Here is a 17,937-nt window from a genome sequence, read left to right on the forward strand (position 1 = left end):
CTTATTTCCCAAGCGTGCTTTTCAGCTAACGCTTTGGGCTCTAGAAAGGAGGTGTTCCAGCCGCACCTTCCGGTACGGCTACCTTGTTACGACTTAGCCCTAGTTACCAGTTTTACCCTAGGCAGCTCCTTGCGGTCACCGACTTCAGGCACCCCCAGCTTCCATGGCTTGACGGGCGGTGTGTACAAGGCCCGGGAACGTATTCACCGGATCATGGCTGATATCCGATTACTAGCGATTCCAGCTTCACGGAGTCGAGTTGCAGACTCCGATCCGAACTGTGACCGGCTTTATAGATTCGCTCCCCCTCGCGAGGTGGCTGCTCTCTGTACCGGCCATTGTAGCACGTGTGTAGCCCAAGGCGTAAGGGCCGTGATGATTTGACGTCATCCCCACCTTCCTCACAGTTTGCACTGGCAGTCTTGTTAGAGTTCCCGACATGACTCGCTGGCAACTAACAACAGGGGTTGCGCTCGTTATAGGACTTAACCTGACACCTCACGGCACGAGCTGACGACAACCATGCAGCACCTTGTAAACTGTCTTGCGAAAGATCTGTTTCCAAATCGGTCAGTCTGCATTTAAGCCTTGGTAAGGTTCCTCGCGTATCATCGAATTAAACCACATGCTCCACCGCTTGTGCGGGCCCCCGTCAATTCCTTTGAGTTTCATTCTTGCGAACGTACTCCCCAGGTGGGATACTTATCACTTTCGCTTAGCCACTGAGATTGCTCCCAACAGCTAGTATCCATCGTTTACGGCGTGGACTACCAGGGTATCTAATCCTGTTCGCTACCCACGCTTTCGTCCATCAGCGTCAATCCACTGGTAGCAACCTGCCTTCGCAATTGGTATTCCATGTAATCTCTAAGCATTTCACCGCTACACTACATATTCTAGTTGCTTCCCAGTAATTCAAGTCCAGCAGTATCAATGGCCGTTCCACCGTTGAGCGATGGGCTTTCACCACTGACTTACCAGACCGCCTACGGACCCTTTAAACCCAATGATTCCGGATAACGCTTGGATCCTCCGTATTACCGCGGCTGCTGGCACGGAGTTAGCCGATCCTTATTCTTACGGTACCGTCAAGCTCCTTCACGAAGGAGTGTTTCTTCCCGTACAAAAGCAGTTTACAATCCATAGGACCGTCATCCTGCACGCGGCATGGCTGGTTCAGGCTTGCGCCCATTGACCAATATTCCTCACTGCTGCCTCCCGTAGGAGTCTGGTCCGTGTCTCAGTACCAGTGTGGGGGATCTCCCTCTCAGGACCCCTACCCATCGTTGCCTTGGTAAGCCGTTACCTTACCAACTAGCTAATGGGACGCATGCTCATCTTTCACCGTTGTGACTTTAATTACAGGATGATGCCATCCCGTAATGCTATGAGGTATTAATCCAAATTTCTCTGGGCTATCCCTCTGTGAAAGGCAGATTGCATACGCGTTACGCACCCGTGCGCCGGTCTCAAGCACCGAAGTGCCCTACCCCTCGACTTGCATGTGTTAAGCCTGCCGCTAGCGTTCATCCTGAGCCAGGATCAAACTCTTCATCGTATATTTTAATATTATTATTCGATGCTATTCCTATCGGTTCTTTTTCGAATCTCACGATCCTACTGCTCTTATTCTTCTGTCTCGTTTTAAACGAGACGGCTGTCAATTCAATATGTCTACGAACGTAATTTCTCTGTCTTTCGCTTATCTCTCAAAGCGGGTGCAAAACTAAAACTTCTTTTTGTTTCCTGCAAGAAAAACTTGAAAAATTTTTGAAGCTTTTTTTTGCCTCATTTTCCCAATTCTTCTTCCAATCTTTCAAAGAGCTTTCCGTGTTTTGCGGGGTGCAAATGTAAAAAGCATTTCCGAATCTCGCAAGCTTTTCCGGATCTTTTTTTCTGGAAATTTCTTTCCCTTAAATCCTTCTTTCCTGCCAGTATTTCGAAGAGCGCCTTTCGCTGTTGCGGGTGCAAAAGTAGAACCTTTTTCCGCTTTTCCAATACTTTTATGCGTCTTTTTTCCATCTTTTTTTGCCTTTTTTCTTAACACTCTGATAACGGACGGTTTACACCTCAAAGTTTTTTGCCCTTCCGTAGCCTTTTTCTGAACTTCGCCGCGGTTTTCATGATTTCAGGACGTTTTCATCTGCAGATTTTATCGGTTTTTTATGCTCTACCACTCTTTTTTGGAAAGAAGACACCATTTAAGGCTTCTTTAAAATGCATTTTCTGATCCCGAAAAGACGCAAAAACGCCAAGTTTTCCCTTTTGAAGTTCCATTTTGACATCATTTCTTATGAAAACCGATGCCCTAGCCCCGATAGAAACGGAAATCCTTCTGCTTTTTTCTTTAAAAAGCAGAAGATTGCAGCGCATAGCGGGAAATAGCTCCTTAATTATATATGTGCAAAAAAACAGACAGATTCTGGAACCATATCGGGTTAACGATAACTTTATAAAAAACTTCGACTTCGCTCAGCCTGACAATAGAGCTTAAAACTTGATTCTAGATCTGCTCCGTTTTACTTTCATATATTATAGTATGACTTTCTCCTTAATATATGTATAAAAAATAAACCCGACAGGTTTTTGAAACCTGTCGGGCTGTATACTATATATAGGGAGAGTTATTTTTTAAGCTCTTTTGCTTTTTGCTGCCACTTCTCTGATAAATCTTCATAATCTATAGGATGAGATGGTCGTTGATTCACCAATCGACCAGATTCGAACGCTCTAACCAAAATGGTTTCTATTAAATAGTCTTCATTTACATCATATGGCTTGTACTCTTCTTTCAGACTAATGTCAAATAAATTGGCTGTTGTATTTGATACAAAGGCTTTGAATCCGCTTTTTAATGTTTTTATTAACTCATAGGTCGTGATTCCTGTTTGACGATGAACTAGTTTTACTAAAATCTGTCCTTGTTTTCTTGATAGTTTTTTTAGTCTTTCCTCGAATTCATTATTCAAATAATCTTCTACAATTTTAAAGTACTTCTTTTTTTCGCGACTTGTTTTTAAACGAGCCATTCCGTTATTCAAAGCAGTTAATCGTTCTGAAGCTAGTTTTGCATAAGGATATACTTTATAGACTCTATTTTGAAGAATTTGAAATTGTTTCATTTCTTCTGGGCTCATCTTCTGTCCTTTTGAAATGATGATTTCGGGAAGCTGAATTGTATCGCTTAAAATAGAATCTTTCTCAGTTAATATATATCCCATCTGTTCGTTCTCTTTTGGAGTAACTTGGGCTTTAGAAGAAAAACAAACTAGTAATATAAATAAAAAGGTGGTTAGTCTCATTGAATCATAATTAAAGTGTAAAATTATATATTTATACACAACTCTAATACCAAATTTATATTTTAGCGGAAAAATATTTTTATGAGCACGAAATCTATCTTAAAAGATACTTCTATAGCTTTCCTAGAAAGCTACCTAAATAACGCTTCTCCAACAGGTTACGAAAGTGAAGGGCAAAAACTTTGGATGAATTACTTAAAACCTTATGTAGATACTTTTATTACAGACACTTACGGGACAGCTGTTGGGGTAATTAATCCAGATGCTCCTTATAAAGTTGTAATTGAAGGACACGCTGATGAAATTTCATGGTATGTAAACTATATTACTGAGGATGGTTTAATATATGTAATACGAAATGGAGGTTCTGACCATCAGATTGCTCCTTCAAAAAGAGTTAACATTCATACTAAAAAAGGAATTGTAAAAGGTGTTTTTGGATGGCCAGCAATTCATACTCGTTTACGTGACAAGGAAGAGATTCCAAAATTAAGCAATATCTTTATTGATTTAGGATGCGAAAATAAAGAACAAGTCGAAGCATTAGGTGTTCATGTAGGATGTGTAATTACATATCCAGACGAATTTATGATTTTGAATGAAAATAAATTTGTGTGCCGAGCTATTGACAATAGAATGGGTGGTTTTATGATTGCCGAAGTTGCTCGTTTATTACATGAAAACAAGAAAAAGCTTCCGTTTGGTCTATATATTGTAAATTCTGTTCAAGAAGAAATTGGCCTTCGAGGTGCCGAAATGATTGCTCATCGTATAAAACCAAATGTGGCAATTGTCACTGATGTATGTCACGATACTACTACTCCAATGATTGATAAAAAGGTTGAAGGTGATCTTAAAATGGGCAAAGGTCCAGTTATTGGATATTCTCCTGCAATTCAGAATAAGCTGCGTGATTTGATTGTAGATACTGCAGAAGAAAACAAAATTCCGTTTCAGAGACATGCTACTTCGCGTGCAACAGGTACAGATACTGACGCCTTTGCATATAGCAATGGTGGTGTACCATCTGCTTTAATCTCCCTTCCGTTAAGATATATGCACACTACTGTAGAAATGGTTCATAGAGATGATGTTGAAAATGTGATTCAGCTTATTTATGAAGCTTTGTTGAAAATTGAGAACAACGAGACTTTCTCTTATTTTAAATAATATACCCTTAATGTAAATCCGATTTGATAAGTTCAAATCGGATTTACAAATAACAAATTATACATGAAAATATTACTACTCGAAGATGATTTTACTTTATCTAAAGAAATCTCAGCTTTCTTTGCATCAAAGGAATTCGAGTGCGTTCCTTATTATGACGGTTCTCTTCTTCTGAAAAAATATTTTCCCTATGAATATGATCTGATTATCCTTGATATAAATGTTCCTGGTATAAATGGAATTGATGTTTGTAAAGGTATTCGAGAAACCGATAAAAAAACACCAATTATAATGCTTACTGCTTTTAGTGAAATTGAAGATAAGTTGTCTTCTTTTGATAATGGTGCAGATGATTATCTTGTAAAACCTTTTCATTTTGATGAATTGTATGCGCGTGTACAATCTCTTTTAAGAAGGAAAGAAGTTCCGCAACAAACAGAAAGTAAAATAGTCATTAAAGATTTAGAAATCTTAGAGGAAGATATGAAAGTTTTTAGGGCTGGCGAGGAAATTAAACTTACACCAAAAGAATTTAAATTGATTTTGATTTTAGCTCATGCCAAAGGGAAAGTGCTTTCAAAACAATTTATCGCAGAGAAACTTTGGGATTATCATATCGAAACCAATCAAAATACAATTGAGGTTTATATTAATTTTCTAAGAAAAAAAATTGATAAAGATCACGATACAAAACTTCTCCGTACCAAAGTTGGATATGGTTATTATCTAAGCGATCAGGAATGACATTAAAAAATAGGATATCACTTTTAGTAAGTTTACTGTTTACCATTCTTTTTGGATTGGCTTCTACAGTGATATTCATTTTATACTCCAATTACAGAAAAGAAGAATTTCGGGATCGATTAGAAATCAAAGCGTTATCAAATATTAAATTATTAGTAAACGTAAAACAGGTTGACAATCAGCTTTTAAAAATAATAGATCAAAATTCTATTAATAAATTGTATGATGAAAAAACCTTGGTTTTTGATTCTAATTATAAGTTGATTTACAGCAGTATTGACGACGCTAAAATCAATTGGTCTATTGATGATTTAAAATATCTTAAAAAGAACAAAACCTTTTTTAAGCAACAAGGCAATTACGAAGTTTACGGTGTTTTCTATGATACCAATGATAAAGATTTCTATGCTTTAATTTCTGCTACAGATGATTATGGAAACCGAAAACTGCTTTTCTTACGATATACTTTGGTCATTTCGTATATCTTTTTTACCACAATCTGTTGGCTGTTAACTTCATTTATGGTGAGAAAGGCCATGAATCCTTTAAATGCTTTTCATCAGAAGATAAAAAATATCAACGAAAACAATCTTGATACCAGAATTGAATCTAAAAGCAGTAAAGACGAAATTGATCTTATTGCTGGTGAATTTAATTTTATGATGGATCGGATTGAAATTTCGTATCAAAAACAGAAAGAATTTACAGCTCACGCCTCACATGAACTGAGGACACCGCTTTCGAGAATGACTTCACAAATTGAGAATGCCATTGCTGATCCAGAAACCAAACCCAACACCAAGTCTTTCTTAAATACTATTTTAGCCGATGTTAATCATTTGACGGAGTTAATAAATTCCCTTTTAATTCTTTCAAAAATCGATAATCGAAATGCAGACTATAGTGAAATTCAACGCATAGATGAAATTTTGTTTTCTTCAATTGAGAAGATCAACAAAACATATCCTGATTTTATTATTCTATTTGAAATGGAAGAAAGTGAAGATCTCGATACTGCATTAGAATTTAAGGGCAACAAAAACCTTTTGGAAATTGCCATTACAAATGTTTTAAAGAACGCTTATATTTATTCTGATAACAAGCAGGCTCAAGTAAAAATAAATACTGAAAATGGTTTGTTGCATTTATCAATTTCAAATTCTGGTTCGACTTTAAACGATATCGAGCAGAAAAATCTTTTCCAACCCTTTATGCGTGGCGAAAATTCTAAAGGAATTACAGGATTTGGATTGGGTCTGCGTATTGTAAACCGTATCTTAAATCTTCACAATTCTTATATAACTTACAGCATTCCAAGTGATAACATAAATTTATTTTGTATTATTTTTCGTAGATAATTTATTTTAAGCTATTTTTAAGGTAGATTTTAAGGTGTCTTAAAGTCGGCCAATAGCATATTTGTATAAAATAAATTTGATACAATGAAAAAACTATATGCATTCTTGCTACTTGCATTCTTCAATCAGGTAGTTATGGCTCAGAAAACAGTCACTCTTCAAGACTGCGAAAGCCAATTCTTAAAAAAGAATCTATTTTTACTGGCATCCCAATATAATATTGATGCCTCGAAAGCATTAACCATTCAGGCTCGTATCTGGGACAACCCTACACTTTCGGCAGAATTGAATGCCTACAATCCTGAACGGGATAAGTTTTTTGACATTGGGAAAGATGGCCAGAAAGTTTTTGCAATTGAGCAGCTAATCTATCTTGGTGGCAAAAAGCGTAATGAAGTAAAATTAGCACAGGCTAATGAAAAGCTAGCCGAGCTTCAATTTAATGATTTGCTTCGTACATTAAAACTGCAATTACGCAAAAGCTTCTATACAGTTTATTACAACACTAAAAATCTTGAGAATACTGATAAGCAATTGGCTCATATAGAAAACTTGATTAATTCTTATTCTGTACAAGCTCAAAAAGGAAATATTCCCTTAAAAGATGTTGTTCGTCTGCAGTCATTGTATCTTAATTTTAAAAATGAACGTCTGGAAGTTGTAAACAACAACATAGAAGAGCAGGCCAATTTAAAATTGCTGTTAAATGAAAGAGAAAATGTGATTCCGGTTGTAAGTAAAGATGATTCGAATAAATATTTAAAAATAATCAATTTTGACCTTAAAAGCTTTGAAGAACAAGCTATTGCAAATCGTCCTGATTATTTAGCCAAACAAAAAGAAATAGATGCCAACGAGCTTAATGTAAAATGGCAGAAATCGCTTTCTGTGCCAGATGTTACTTTAGGAGCAAATTATGATCAGCGAAGCGGTGCTTTTAACAATGAAGCAAATTTAACCGTTGGAATTCCTTTGCCTCTTTGGAATAAGAACAAAGGAAACATCAAATATGCCCAAACCATTTTAGAACAATCCAAAATAGATAAACAAAATTTTGAACTGCAATTGCAAACTGAAATTACTTCTGCATGGACAAAATGGGATGAATCAAGACAAAATTATGCGGTTATAAAACCAACCGTAAATTCAGATTTTGAGGCAGTATATAATGGAATGCTAACCAATTTCCAAAAACGAAATGTAAGTCTTTTAGAATTTACAGATTTCATGGAAAGCTACAATCAGGCAATAATTCAGTTAAATGAATTAAAGAAAAAAGTAGTAATAGCAGGCGAAGAATTAAATAGTACCATCAACAAAGATTTATTTTAAAAAATTACAGAAATGAAACATCTATTATTCATCGGAATTGCATTAGCAGGTTTATCTCTTACAAGCTGCAAAAAAGAAGTTGAAAATCCAGAAACAAATTCGTCTTTTGTTTTAAGTGATGCGATGCTAAAAACTACAACAACAGCCGAAGCGGTAACAGAGCCACTAAAAAATGAACTTAGCTTTTATGGAAAAATCACAGCTGACAATAATAAAATGATCGACGTTTATCCGTTAGTTGGCGGAAATGTAATGAAAGTAAATGTTGAACTTGGTGATTATGTTAAGAAAGGACAGGTTTTGGCTACTATAAAAAGTACCGATGTTGCCGATTTTGAAAAACAATCAATCGATGCCAAAAGTGATTTGCTTGTTGCTAAAAACAATTTGAAAGTTGCACAAGAATTATTTGACGGAAAACTAAACTCTGAAAGTGATGTTCTTCAAGCTAAATCTGAAGTAAATAAAGCGCAATCTCAATTGAGTAAAATTCAGGAAACGTATAAAATCTATAATATTAAGGCTGGATCTATTTATGAAGTAACGGCTCCTATAAGTGGTTTTATTATTCAAAAAAGCATTAATCAAGACATGCTTTTACGAAATGACCGTTCTGAAAACATATTCGATATTGCAGAAATCAGTGAGGTTTGGGCAATGGCTAATATAAATGAAATTGATATTAACAAAGTAAAATTAGGAACAAGCGCTTCTGTAACTACATTGAGTTATCCTGATAAAACATTTCACGGAAAAGTGGATAAAATCTACAATGTAATTGATCCTGAAACAAAAGCCATGCAAGCCAGAATTAAGCTGAACAATCCAGATTATATGCTTAAGCCTGACATGAATGCGAATATCAAATTGTCTTTTAACGAAAACCAATCTATGATAGCCATACCTAGTAAAGCTATTGTGTTTGATAAAAGCAAAAACTTTGTCATGATATTTAAGGATCGTAACAATATTGAAACTAGACAGGTCGAAGTATACAGAGTTGTGGGAGACACTACTTATGTTTCTAGCGGATTAAAAGAAAACGAAAAAGTCATTACCAATAATCAGTTATTTATTTATCGTGCATTAAATGAGTAAATGAAATGGGAAAATCTGTAAACATATTGACTTTTGCAATGTTATTCATCTCCGTGTTTTCATTTTCGCAAGAAGCTGATTCGATACGAAAATATAGTCTGAGATTTCAAATGACATCTATATATCAATATCATCCAGATTTTCACGCTGATTATTCAGGAACAAATAGTATGAATCCAAAAGAAGAAGGCGCTTTATCATTAACATCTACCCTCTTTTTTGATCTTCCGCTTTGGAAAGGAGCTACCGCCACTTTTAATCCTGAAATGTCAGGCGGACAAGGTTTGTCACAAGCCAGAGGATTGGGAGGTTTTTCTAATGGAGAAACATTTAGAATTGGAGATGCAAAACCAGTGGTTTATGTAGCAAGAATGCTTTTAGAGCAAAAGTTCCAGTTTAAAGGCAACAAATCATTGCAGTTGGTTTTTGGAAAATTTGGGTTATCAGACTATTTCGACAATAATAGCTATTCTCATGATCCCAGAACTCAATTTTTAAACTGGTCACTTATGACTTACGGCGCTTGGGATTATGCGGCAAATACAAGAGGATACACAGACGGATTATATGCAAATTATCAGTTTGACAGCTGGCAAATAAGAGCATGCTTAAGTGCCATACCAACTTATGCCAACGGACCAAATGTCGAGTTTAATTTTAAAGATTCTAATGCCATCAATGTAGAAATCGAGAAACAGATTGTTTTTAAAAACAATGATACCAGTAACATTAAATTATTAGGATTTCGAAATATAGCAGGAATGGGAAATTACGACGAAGCAAATTCTAGTTTCACTACTATTCCAGATATAAAAAGCACAAGACAAAGTGGCCGCACCAAATACGGAATTGGTTTAAACATGGATTATACCCATGGCGACAATTGGGGGCTTTTTGCGAGAATAAGTTATAACGATGGTAAAAATGAAACATGGGCATTTACAGAAATTGATAAATCGGCTCAATTAGGCATTAATCTAAAAGGAAAAATGTGGAACCGAAAAGATGATTTTGGAGGTATTGCAATAGTTGCCAACGGATTATCTGGCCCACATAAAGAATATCAAAAACTGGGCGGTAATGGATTTATGATTGGAGACGGGACTTTAAATTACGTAACAGAACAAATCGTAGAGGTTTTTTATTCCTTTTTAGTTCCCAATACCAAAATCACACTTTCTCCAGATTATCAATTTGCAATGAATCCAGCGTACAACAAAGATCGAGGACCAGTTCAGTTTTTAGCGATACGCTTTCATACAGAATTCTAATACCAATAAAAATATTTATGCTTAAAATGAAGCATTATAAATTAAATAATAAAATTCATCATTAAAAATACTTTTTAAAATGAACAAATTCATAAGAAACATTATTGCTTTTTCCCTTAAGAATAAAGCGTTTACCTTTTTCTGGGTCGGAATATTAGCTGTTGCAGGATTCATTTCTTTCAAAAACATGCCTATCGATGCCTTTCCTGACGTTACCAATACGCAAATCATTATTATTACGCAATGGAACGGAAAAAGTGCTGAAGAAGTAGAGCGTTTTGTTACTTCTCCAATCGAAATTTCGATGAACTCCGTTCAGAAAAAAACAAGCGTTAGAAGTATTACCATGTTTGGATTATCGGTTATCAAAATTATTTTTGATGATGGTGTTGATGATACATTTGCCCGTTTTCAAGTAAACAATTTACTTAAGAATGTTTCTCTTCCAGATGATGTCGAACCAGATGTTCAGCCTCCTTATGGTCCAACAGGTGAAATTTTCAGATATATTGTAAAAAGTAACAGCAGAGATAGTAGAGAATTATTGACTTACCAAAACTGGGTTATCGACAAACAATTGCGTTCTCTTCCTGGTGTTGCCGATTTAAATGTTTTTGGAGGTCAGACAAAAACTTATGAAGTTGGAGTTGATCCTATCAAATTAGCAAAATACAACATTACACCTTTACAAGTTTACAACGCTGTAAATGCGGGTAACTTAAATGTTGGTGGTGATGTTATTGAAAAAAACGGACAAGCTTTTGTTGTGCGCGGTGTCGGTTTATTAAAGTCAAAAGAAGATATCGGAAATATTATTGTTGATGATGCTGGAGGGAATCCAATTTTAGTTAAAAATTTAGCTGATGTTTACGAAAGCTCAATGCCAAGGGTTGGACAAACTGGTATTGGAGATAACGATGATGCTGTTGAAGGAATTGTTGTCATGCGTAAAGGCGAAAACCCACAGGAAACTCTTGCCTTAATAAAAGCAAAAATAAAAGACCTTAATGATAGTGTTTTACCGAAAGACATAAAAATAGAAACTTTTTACGATCGTGATAATCTGATGAATTTCACGACCGAAACCGTAATGCACAATTTATTTGAAGGTATTATTTTGGTTACTGTTGTCGTATTTCTTTTTATGGCCGACTGGAGAACTACTTTTACGGTTTCTATTGTTATTCCACTTTCTTTATTATTTGCATTCTTATGTCTTAAAATAATGGGAATGAGCGCCAACTTATTAAGTTTAGGTGCAGTCGATTTTGGAATTATTATCGATGGAGCCGTCGTAATGGTTGAAGGTCTGTTTGTGGTTTTAGATCATCGAGCGCATCAGCTGGGAATGGAAAAATTTAATAAAATTGCAAAAGGTAGTTTGATTAAGAAAACGGGAACAGAAATGGGTAAAGCTATTTTCTTCTCCAAATTAATCATCATTACTGCTTTACTACCAATTTTCTCTTTCCAAAAAGTAGAAGGGAAAATGTTCTCTCCCCTAGCCTTTACATTAGGTTTTGCATTATTAGGAGCACTTATTTTCACTTTAACATTGGTTCCTGTTCTTTCTCATATTTTATTAAATAAAAATGTAAAAGAGAAACATAATCCTTTTGTGAACTTTTGGGATAGAATTGTTGGTAAAGGCTTTAAATGGACATTTAGACATAAAGTACAAACATTAATTGCTTCATTAGGATTACTAGCTGCAGTTTTCTTTTCTGCAGGTTTCTTAGGAACAGAATTTTTACCACAATTAAACGAAGGAGCTTTATGGGTTACGGCAGAACTACCAATGAGTACTTCACTTCCAGAAAGTGTTAAAACGGCAGCCATAATTCGAAAAGATTTAGAGACCTTTCCTGAAGTTAAAAAAGTCTTGTCTCAAACTGGACGAAGCAACGATGGAACCGATCCGAATGGTTTTGGATTTATCCAGCTTCAAGTTGATCTATTACCAAAAGCCGAATGGAAACGAAAAATTTCTATGGATGAATTAATTAATGAAATGGATAATAAACTCAAAGTACATCAGGGAATCACATACAATTATTCTCAGCCAGTAATTGACAACGTTGCTGAATCGGTTGCTGGATTTAAAGCTTCTAATGCTGTAAAAATTTATGGTGATGACTTAAACAAACTAGATGAACTTGCTAACGAAGTTTTAAATAAAATTAAAAATATCCCAGGTATTAAAGATGCCGGTATTTTACGAAATGTAGGTCAGCCAGAAATTAGCGTTATTCTAGATCGTGAAAAAATGGCAGCTTACGGAGTAACATTAAGTGATGCTCAGGCTGTTTTAGAATTAGCTTTTGGAGGAAAAACAGCAACTGAAAAATATGAAGATGAGAAGAAATTTGATGTTCGTGTTCGTTTTTCTAAAGAATATCGAAAAGATGAAAAAGATTTAGAGGAAATTAAAGTTCCAACCATTAGCGGAATCAAAATTCCTTTAAAAGAAATCTGCGATATTAAAACTATTACTGGTCCTGCGTTTATTTACAGAGATAATACCAAACGTTTTATCGGAGTTAAATTCTCAGTTCGTGATCGAGATTTAGGAAGTACAATTGCAGAAGCACAGAAAAAAGTAAACGAGCTTAAACTTCCTACAGGTTATACAACTGGCTGGACAGGAGAGTTTGAAAATCAGGTTCGTGCCAGTGCTCGTCTCGCTCAAGTTGTGCCTATAAGTTTAATTGGAATTTTTGTTCTTTTATTTATTCTATTTGGTAATTTCAAAGATTCTCTTTTGGTTTTAGCGAATGTTCCTTTTGCGATTATTGGAGGAATCATTGCGCTTCATATTACAGGAATGAATTTCGGAATTTCTGCTGGAGTTGGATTCATAGCCCTTCTTGGAATTTGTATTCAAAATGGTGTAATTCTAATATCCGAATTTCATCATAATCTGAAAGCAAAACATTCTCTCGAAGAATCTATTTTTAGAGGAGTAAAAGCCAGAACCAGAGCAGTAGTAATGACCGCTTTAATGGCTTCCATCGGATTAATGCCTGCAGCAATTTCTACAGGAATTGGATCAGAATCACAGAAACCGCTTGCCATTGTAATTATCGGCGGACTTATGACAGCAACTGTCTTGACGCTATTAGTATTTCCAATTTTATTCTGGATATTCAACAGAAAAAAACATGTGCCAATAGAATAAGCAATTAAAATATTTAGTTTTAAATCAATTTGTTGGGATTTAAAAAAGAAGAAGCATCATTTTCGTAATGATGCTTTTTTGTTTAATTGAATTTTGTTTAAACAAAAAAAAATGACCTTTTGCTCAGAAAGGTCATTTTTACTAACTCAAAACTTTTAAACTGTTATTTCAAATCTTTCAAAAGTGCAATTGCTTCAGAAGCATTTGATCCTTGTGCATATTTTAATGCAGTATAACCTTTTTCATTTTTTACATTTGGATTTGCTCCATTAGCCAATAAAATTTTTATGATTTCGTGTTTATTGTAAAGTGCGGCCGTCATCAAAGGAGTGAAATCTTCAGATAATTGGTTTACATCCGCGCCGTATTCAATAAATTTCTTAACAGTTTCAAGATCTCCTTTGCTAATAGCAACATTTAAAGGAGTTCCTACATAATTTCTAAGCTCAACTGGATTTTTACTAGTTGAAATTTCATTTGAAGCCATTGCTACATTTCCAAATGTTACTAAGGCTAGTCCTAAATAAATAACTGATTTTTTCATAATGATTGATGTTTGTTAAATGATTGATGATGATTTTAATTTGATGAAGTAAAGGTAATATATTTTTACGTATTATGTATTACAAAGTACCATGTTTTAACCAATTCTTAACACTTACTTAATAAAACGCTAATTAAAGAACCTGAACGTTATCAAATTATTGATTTTACTATAATAGACTACTGAAAAGGAAAAATGTTACAATAAATCTTATTTTTTTTCTTCTTTTTAAAATCAATGCTCTTCCAACACATAAAATATTTTTTTAAATTTACTATATCATTAAAAATCAAAACAATAACATTTTAATCCTAAAGTCTTATAATGCTGAACTTCACAAATAAAATCAACCAAAAAAAATAATAACCTTAAAACCACAAACCATGATTTTTATAAAAAGAATTTTAGTTATTTTAATTTTACTTATTTCAATTGTTTTAATCGCTGCTTATTTTATGCCGAAGGAATATTCGGTTGAAAGAGAAATAACAATCAATAAACCCGCTGATAGCATTTTTAAATATGTTAGATCACTTAAAAATCAAAACGAGTTTAGCGTTTGGGCTAATATAGATCCAAAAATGAAAGTCCATTATAGAGGAATTGACGGCATGGTAGGTTCTGTTTCTTCTTGGGAAAGCAATGTCAAAGAAGTTGGTGTTGGAGAACAGGAAATTACCAAAATAATAGAAAACAGACGTTTAGATTTTGCGCTTCGTTTTAAAAAACCAATGGACGATACCGCTGTTGGTTTTATGTCGACAGAACCTGTTTCTGGAAATCAGACAAAAGTTAAATGGGGAATCAGTGGTGTAATTCCATACCCTACTAATATTATGCTTCCAATGTTAAGAATGGATCAGATGATTGGAAACGATTTACAGAAAGGTCTTGAAAATTTAAAAGATGAAATGGAATAGATTCTATAATTGCAAAAAGAAAAAGGGCAATTCAATCGATCGAATTGCCCTCTTGTTTTATTTACCTTTTCTATTTCTTTTATACTTCTTCTCTTGCTTCTCTTTCAAAATGACAATGGATTCTGTCGATTTTCCAAATTCTGCAAAATTCAGAGCTGTAAGCCCCCTATCATTTTCAATTGCTATGTCTGCACCTTTTTCGAGCAAAATATTAATAATTTCAACTTGGTTAAATCTTGCTGCTACCATTAAAGGCGTCATATTATTTACAATATTGTTGATATTGGCACCATACGATATAAACTTTTTTACGCTTTCAACATCTCCCTTGCTTATAGCTAGATGAAATGGTGAATTAGAATAGTTTAAGAATTCACTTCGATTCTTAATACTTAACGGGCAAGTTGATGCTTTTGATTCATTTGTAAAAATGAAAATTGCTCCTAAAATAATTACTGCTTTTTTCATAATGATTGTTTATTAAATGATTGATGATGAAATATTTACCATTTAGACGACTATCAAAGTAATTAGGTTGCAGGTTTTTGAAAAAAAAATTAAAAAAAAGCATCACCTTTTAGAAAGATGATGCTTTTTCATTTTTTTTACTTTTAAAAATTTTATCTAAGCCCTTTTAAAATAGCAGCAGATTCTATTGCTTTTGCATATCTGGCATAATCCAATGCTCGAAGTCCATGTGCATTTTCAATTGACGGTTTAGCTCCATTTGCCAATAAAATTTTTACAATTTCGACATTGTTAAAACGAGCTGCAAGCATTAAAGGTGTCATGTTTCGCACAATTTTGTTTACATCTGCACCATATTCAATGCTTTTCTTTACGGTTTCTATATCGCCATTACAAACCGCCAAATGTAAAGGCGATTCTAAATCAAAAGGTATTTCAATTTGATTTTTACTTTCTAACTTCAAATTAGAAGCTGTTGCTAAATTTGCAAATACGACCAAAGCCGTTCCGAAAACGATTACTGTTTTTTTCATGATTGATTGATTGATTGATTGTTTAATGATTAATGATTGTGATGATTACTTGTTAGACGCTCATTATGCATAAAACGTTGCATTAAAAATGAAAAAAAAGATAATTTTCTTAAAAAAAGACAAAGAAGTGCAATCAGACAGGCTCAATTACACTTTTCGCATAATTAAATTGGTATAATTTCAGATTAGATTTCAGATTAGATTTCATATCGAAAACCTATTTAAACGAAAAAAAGCCTCGCTGAATTTGTAACAGCAAGGCTTTTTTTATATTGATTTTTTTAGCTTAAATCAAAATTATTATTTTGAAGAAAGATAATCTAATACATTTTTCTCGATACGCTGATCAATATTGGCAATATCAGCTTTTACAAATTTTTCTCCTAAAATATTCTCATACAATTCGATATATCTTTCAGAAACTGACTCGATATATTCGTCTGTCATATTTGGAATCTGCTGTCCTTCTTGCCCTTGAAAACCATTTTCGATCAACCAACGACGAACAAACTCTTTAGATAATTGTTTTTGCTCCTCTCCTTTTTCTTGTCTTTCTTCATATCCTTCAGCGTAGAAATAACGAGAAGAATCTGGAGTATGAATTTCATCAATTAAAACAATAACACCATCTTTTGTTTTTCCAAACTCATATTTTGTATCTACCAAAATCAATCCGCGTTTAGCAGCGATTTCAGTTCCTCTCTGAAATAAAGCACGAGTATATTTTTCTAAAACTAAATAATCTTCTTCAGAAACAATTCCTTTTGCTAAAATATCTTCGCGAGAAATATCTTCGTCATGAGAACCATTGTCTGCTTTTGTAGTCGGCGTAATAATTGGCTCAGGAAATTTATCGTTTTCTTTTAAACCTTCAGCCATAGTAACGCCGCAGATTTGTTTTCTACCTGCTGCGTATTCACGAGCTGCATGTCCAGACAAATAACCACGAATAACCATTTCTACTTTAAAAGGATCACATAAATGTCCAACAGCAACGTTTGGATCTGGAGTAGCAATCAGCCAGTTTGGAACGATATCTTGTGTCAATTCCATAAATTTTGTTGCAATCTGATTTAGGATTTGTCCTTTATACGGAATTCCTTTTGGCAAAACTACATCAAAAGCAGAAAGTCTATCGGTAGCCACCATTACTAAAAGTTCGTCGTTAATATTATAAACTTCTCTAACTTTTCCGCGGTAAACTGATTTCTGATTCGGGAAATTAAAATTTGTAGTTGTGATTGTATTACTCATTATCCTTTTGGTTGTGTTGTTTTTAATGAATGCAAATTTAAAACTATTTGACAGAGCAAACAAAGAAAATATTACTTCAATTTTAAGTGATTTATTTAAAGCTTAAAATTCCTTTTCCAAAAGATTTTATTGACTCATCTAAACTTGCCAATGTGGTATCGTTCAATTTTTTATAATCCTCAGACTGCACGATTAGAATTTGTCCCACATTATGGGCTGGCGCATTGGGCAAAAAAATTACAGCTCTTCCGTCTTCTCCTTCTTCAATTAAATGTGCTGGTTGCCAAAAATTTCCATTTTTAAGCAGAATAGGCAAATCTGTAACAGGTTTTGGCACATGATTTCTTTTCAAAAGCTTATCTTCGGCCTCCTTTTTATTTTTTTCATAACCAGGCAAAAAGATCATTAATTTCTCGTCTACCCAATTGGTAAATCTTTTTAGAATAGATAAACGCATCAAAAAGCCACTTAAATAAATTAGGACCACCAAAATCATTCCACCCACAATATCGGTAGCGTATTTTCCCAATATCAAATCCAAACGCAGAAAGTGTGCAAATTTTTCTCCATAATTCTGAAAAAACTTCCAGACTTTTCCCAACAAAATAAAAAAAACTAAAAGCGGTAATAAAACTAATGCCCCCGAAATCAAGTTCCGTTCAGCTTGAAGTAGAAATTTTTTCATGGTTAAATAATTAAGGTTAAAAAAATAAGAGCTAACCCTCTATGAATTAGCTCTTATAAAAATAACTATTATTTGTTATT

Annotated in this window: 15 protein-coding genes and 1 rRNA gene; 8 read left to right on the top strand and 8 right to left on the bottom strand. The window is 34.2% G+C overall.

What is annotated here, in order from left to right; all coding sequences use genetic code 11:
• Positions 1 to 44: 44 nt before the first annotated feature.
• From OZP10_RS21610 to OZP10_RS21620, 3 genes are all read right to left on the bottom strand, one after another.
• Positions 45 to 1,558, bottom strand: a 16S ribosomal RNA gene (locus OZP10_RS21610).
• Positions 1,559 to 1,788: 230 nt separating this feature from the next.
• Positions 1,789 to 2,022, bottom strand: coding sequence for a hypothetical protein (locus tag OZP10_RS21615; protein ID WP_281631418.1), 234 nt, complete (start codon positions 2,020 to 2,022; stop codon positions 1,789 to 1,791).
• A gap of 602 nt (positions 2,023 to 2,624) precedes the next feature.
• Entirely contained in the window at positions 2,625 to 3,302 is a 678-nt protein-coding gene (locus tag OZP10_RS21620) for a DUF4294 domain-containing protein (protein WP_281632726.1), read from the bottom strand.
• A gap of 81 nt (positions 3,303 to 3,383) precedes the next feature.
• Here OZP10_RS21620 and OZP10_RS21625 point away from each other — a divergent pair, with 81 nt between their 5' ends.
• From OZP10_RS21625 to OZP10_RS21655, 7 genes are all read left to right on the top strand, one after another.
• Positions 3,384 to 4,472 carry a M42 family metallopeptidase gene (locus OZP10_RS21625; protein ID WP_281632727.1) on the top strand — a complete coding sequence of 363 codons (1,089 nt, stop codon included), beginning with the start codon at positions 3,384 to 3,386 and terminating at the stop codon, positions 4,470 to 4,472.
• 63 nt (positions 4,473 to 4,535) lie between these two features.
• Positions 4,536 to 5,216 carry a response regulator transcription factor gene (locus OZP10_RS21630; protein ID WP_281632728.1) on the top strand — a complete coding sequence of 227 codons (681 nt, stop codon included), beginning with the start codon at positions 4,536 to 4,538 and terminating at the stop codon, positions 5,214 to 5,216.
• Positions 5,213 to 6,574 carry a sensor histidine kinase gene (locus tag OZP10_RS21635; RefSeq protein WP_281632729.1) on the top strand — a complete coding sequence of 454 codons (1,362 nt, stop codon included), beginning with the start codon at positions 5,213 to 5,215 and terminating at the stop codon, positions 6,572 to 6,574. The genes OZP10_RS21630 and OZP10_RS21635 overlap by 4 nt, the downstream gene beginning before the upstream one ends.
• Positions 6,575 to 6,658: 84 nt before the next feature.
• Positions 6,659 to 7,906: a TolC family protein gene (locus OZP10_RS21640; protein WP_281632730.1), complete on the top strand. Its 1,248-nt coding sequence runs from the start codon at positions 6,659 to 6,661 to the stop codon at positions 7,904 to 7,906.
• 12 nt (positions 7,907 to 7,918) lie between these two features.
• The gene (locus OZP10_RS21645; protein WP_281632731.1) at positions 7,919 to 9,004 is read left to right on the top strand and encodes an efflux RND transporter periplasmic adaptor subunit; all 1,086 of its coding nucleotides are present in this window, start codon (positions 7,919 to 7,921) and stop codon (positions 9,002 to 9,004) included.
• Positions 9,005 to 9,009: 5 nt separating this feature from the next.
• A complete protein-coding gene (locus OZP10_RS21650) occupies positions 9,010 to 10,275 on the top strand; it encodes a carbohydrate porin (RefSeq protein ID WP_281632732.1) in 1,266 nt (421 codons plus the stop codon).
• A 79-nt stretch (positions 10,276 to 10,354) separates the two neighbouring features.
• The gene (locus OZP10_RS21655; protein ID WP_281632733.1) at positions 10,355 to 13,453 is read left to right on the top strand and encodes an efflux RND transporter permease subunit; all 3,099 of its coding nucleotides are present in this window, start codon (positions 10,355 to 10,357) and stop codon (positions 13,451 to 13,453) included.
• A 163-nt stretch (positions 13,454 to 13,616) separates the two neighbouring features.
• On the opposite strand, the gene OZP10_RS21660 is transcribed toward OZP10_RS21655, so the two are convergent.
• A complete protein-coding gene (locus OZP10_RS21660; protein ID WP_281632734.1) occupies positions 13,617 to 13,997 on the bottom strand; it encodes an ankyrin repeat domain-containing protein in 381 nt (126 codons plus the stop codon).
• Positions 13,998 to 14,380: 383 nt separating this feature from the next.
• Here OZP10_RS21660 and OZP10_RS21665 point away from each other — a divergent pair, with 383 nt between their 5' ends.
• Entirely contained in the window at positions 14,381 to 14,917 is a 537-nt protein-coding gene (locus OZP10_RS21665; protein WP_281632735.1) for an SRPBCC family protein, read from the top strand.
• A gap of 57 nt (positions 14,918 to 14,974) precedes the next feature.
• Here the strand turns inward: OZP10_RS21665 and OZP10_RS21670 are convergent, their stop codons facing one another.
• From OZP10_RS21670 to OZP10_RS21685, 4 genes are all read right to left on the bottom strand, one after another.
• Complete coding sequence (locus tag OZP10_RS21670) at positions 14,975 to 15,385, bottom strand: ankyrin repeat domain-containing protein (RefSeq protein ID WP_281632736.1); 411 nt, start codon at positions 15,383 to 15,385, stop codon at positions 14,975 to 14,977.
• A 152-nt stretch (positions 15,386 to 15,537) separates the two neighbouring features.
• On the bottom strand, positions 15,538 to 15,918 hold the full coding sequence (locus OZP10_RS21675; protein WP_281632737.1) for an ankyrin repeat domain-containing protein: 381 nt from the start codon (positions 15,916 to 15,918) through the stop codon (positions 15,538 to 15,540).
• A 300-nt stretch (positions 15,919 to 16,218) separates the two neighbouring features.
• Entirely contained in the window at positions 16,219 to 17,172 is a 954-nt protein-coding gene (locus OZP10_RS21680; RefSeq protein WP_281632738.1) for a phosphoribosylaminoimidazolesuccinocarboxamide synthase, read from the bottom strand.
• A gap of 91 nt (positions 17,173 to 17,263) precedes the next feature.
• A complete protein-coding gene (locus OZP10_RS21685; RefSeq protein ID WP_281632739.1) occupies positions 17,264 to 17,857 on the bottom strand; it encodes a hypothetical protein in 594 nt (197 codons plus the stop codon).
• Positions 17,858 to 17,937 lie beyond the last annotated feature (80 nt).

Source organism: Flavobacterium luteolum, from assembly GCF_027111275.1.
Taxonomy (GTDB): Bacteria; Bacteroidota; Bacteroidia; order Flavobacteriales; family Flavobacteriaceae; genus Flavobacterium; species Flavobacterium luteolum.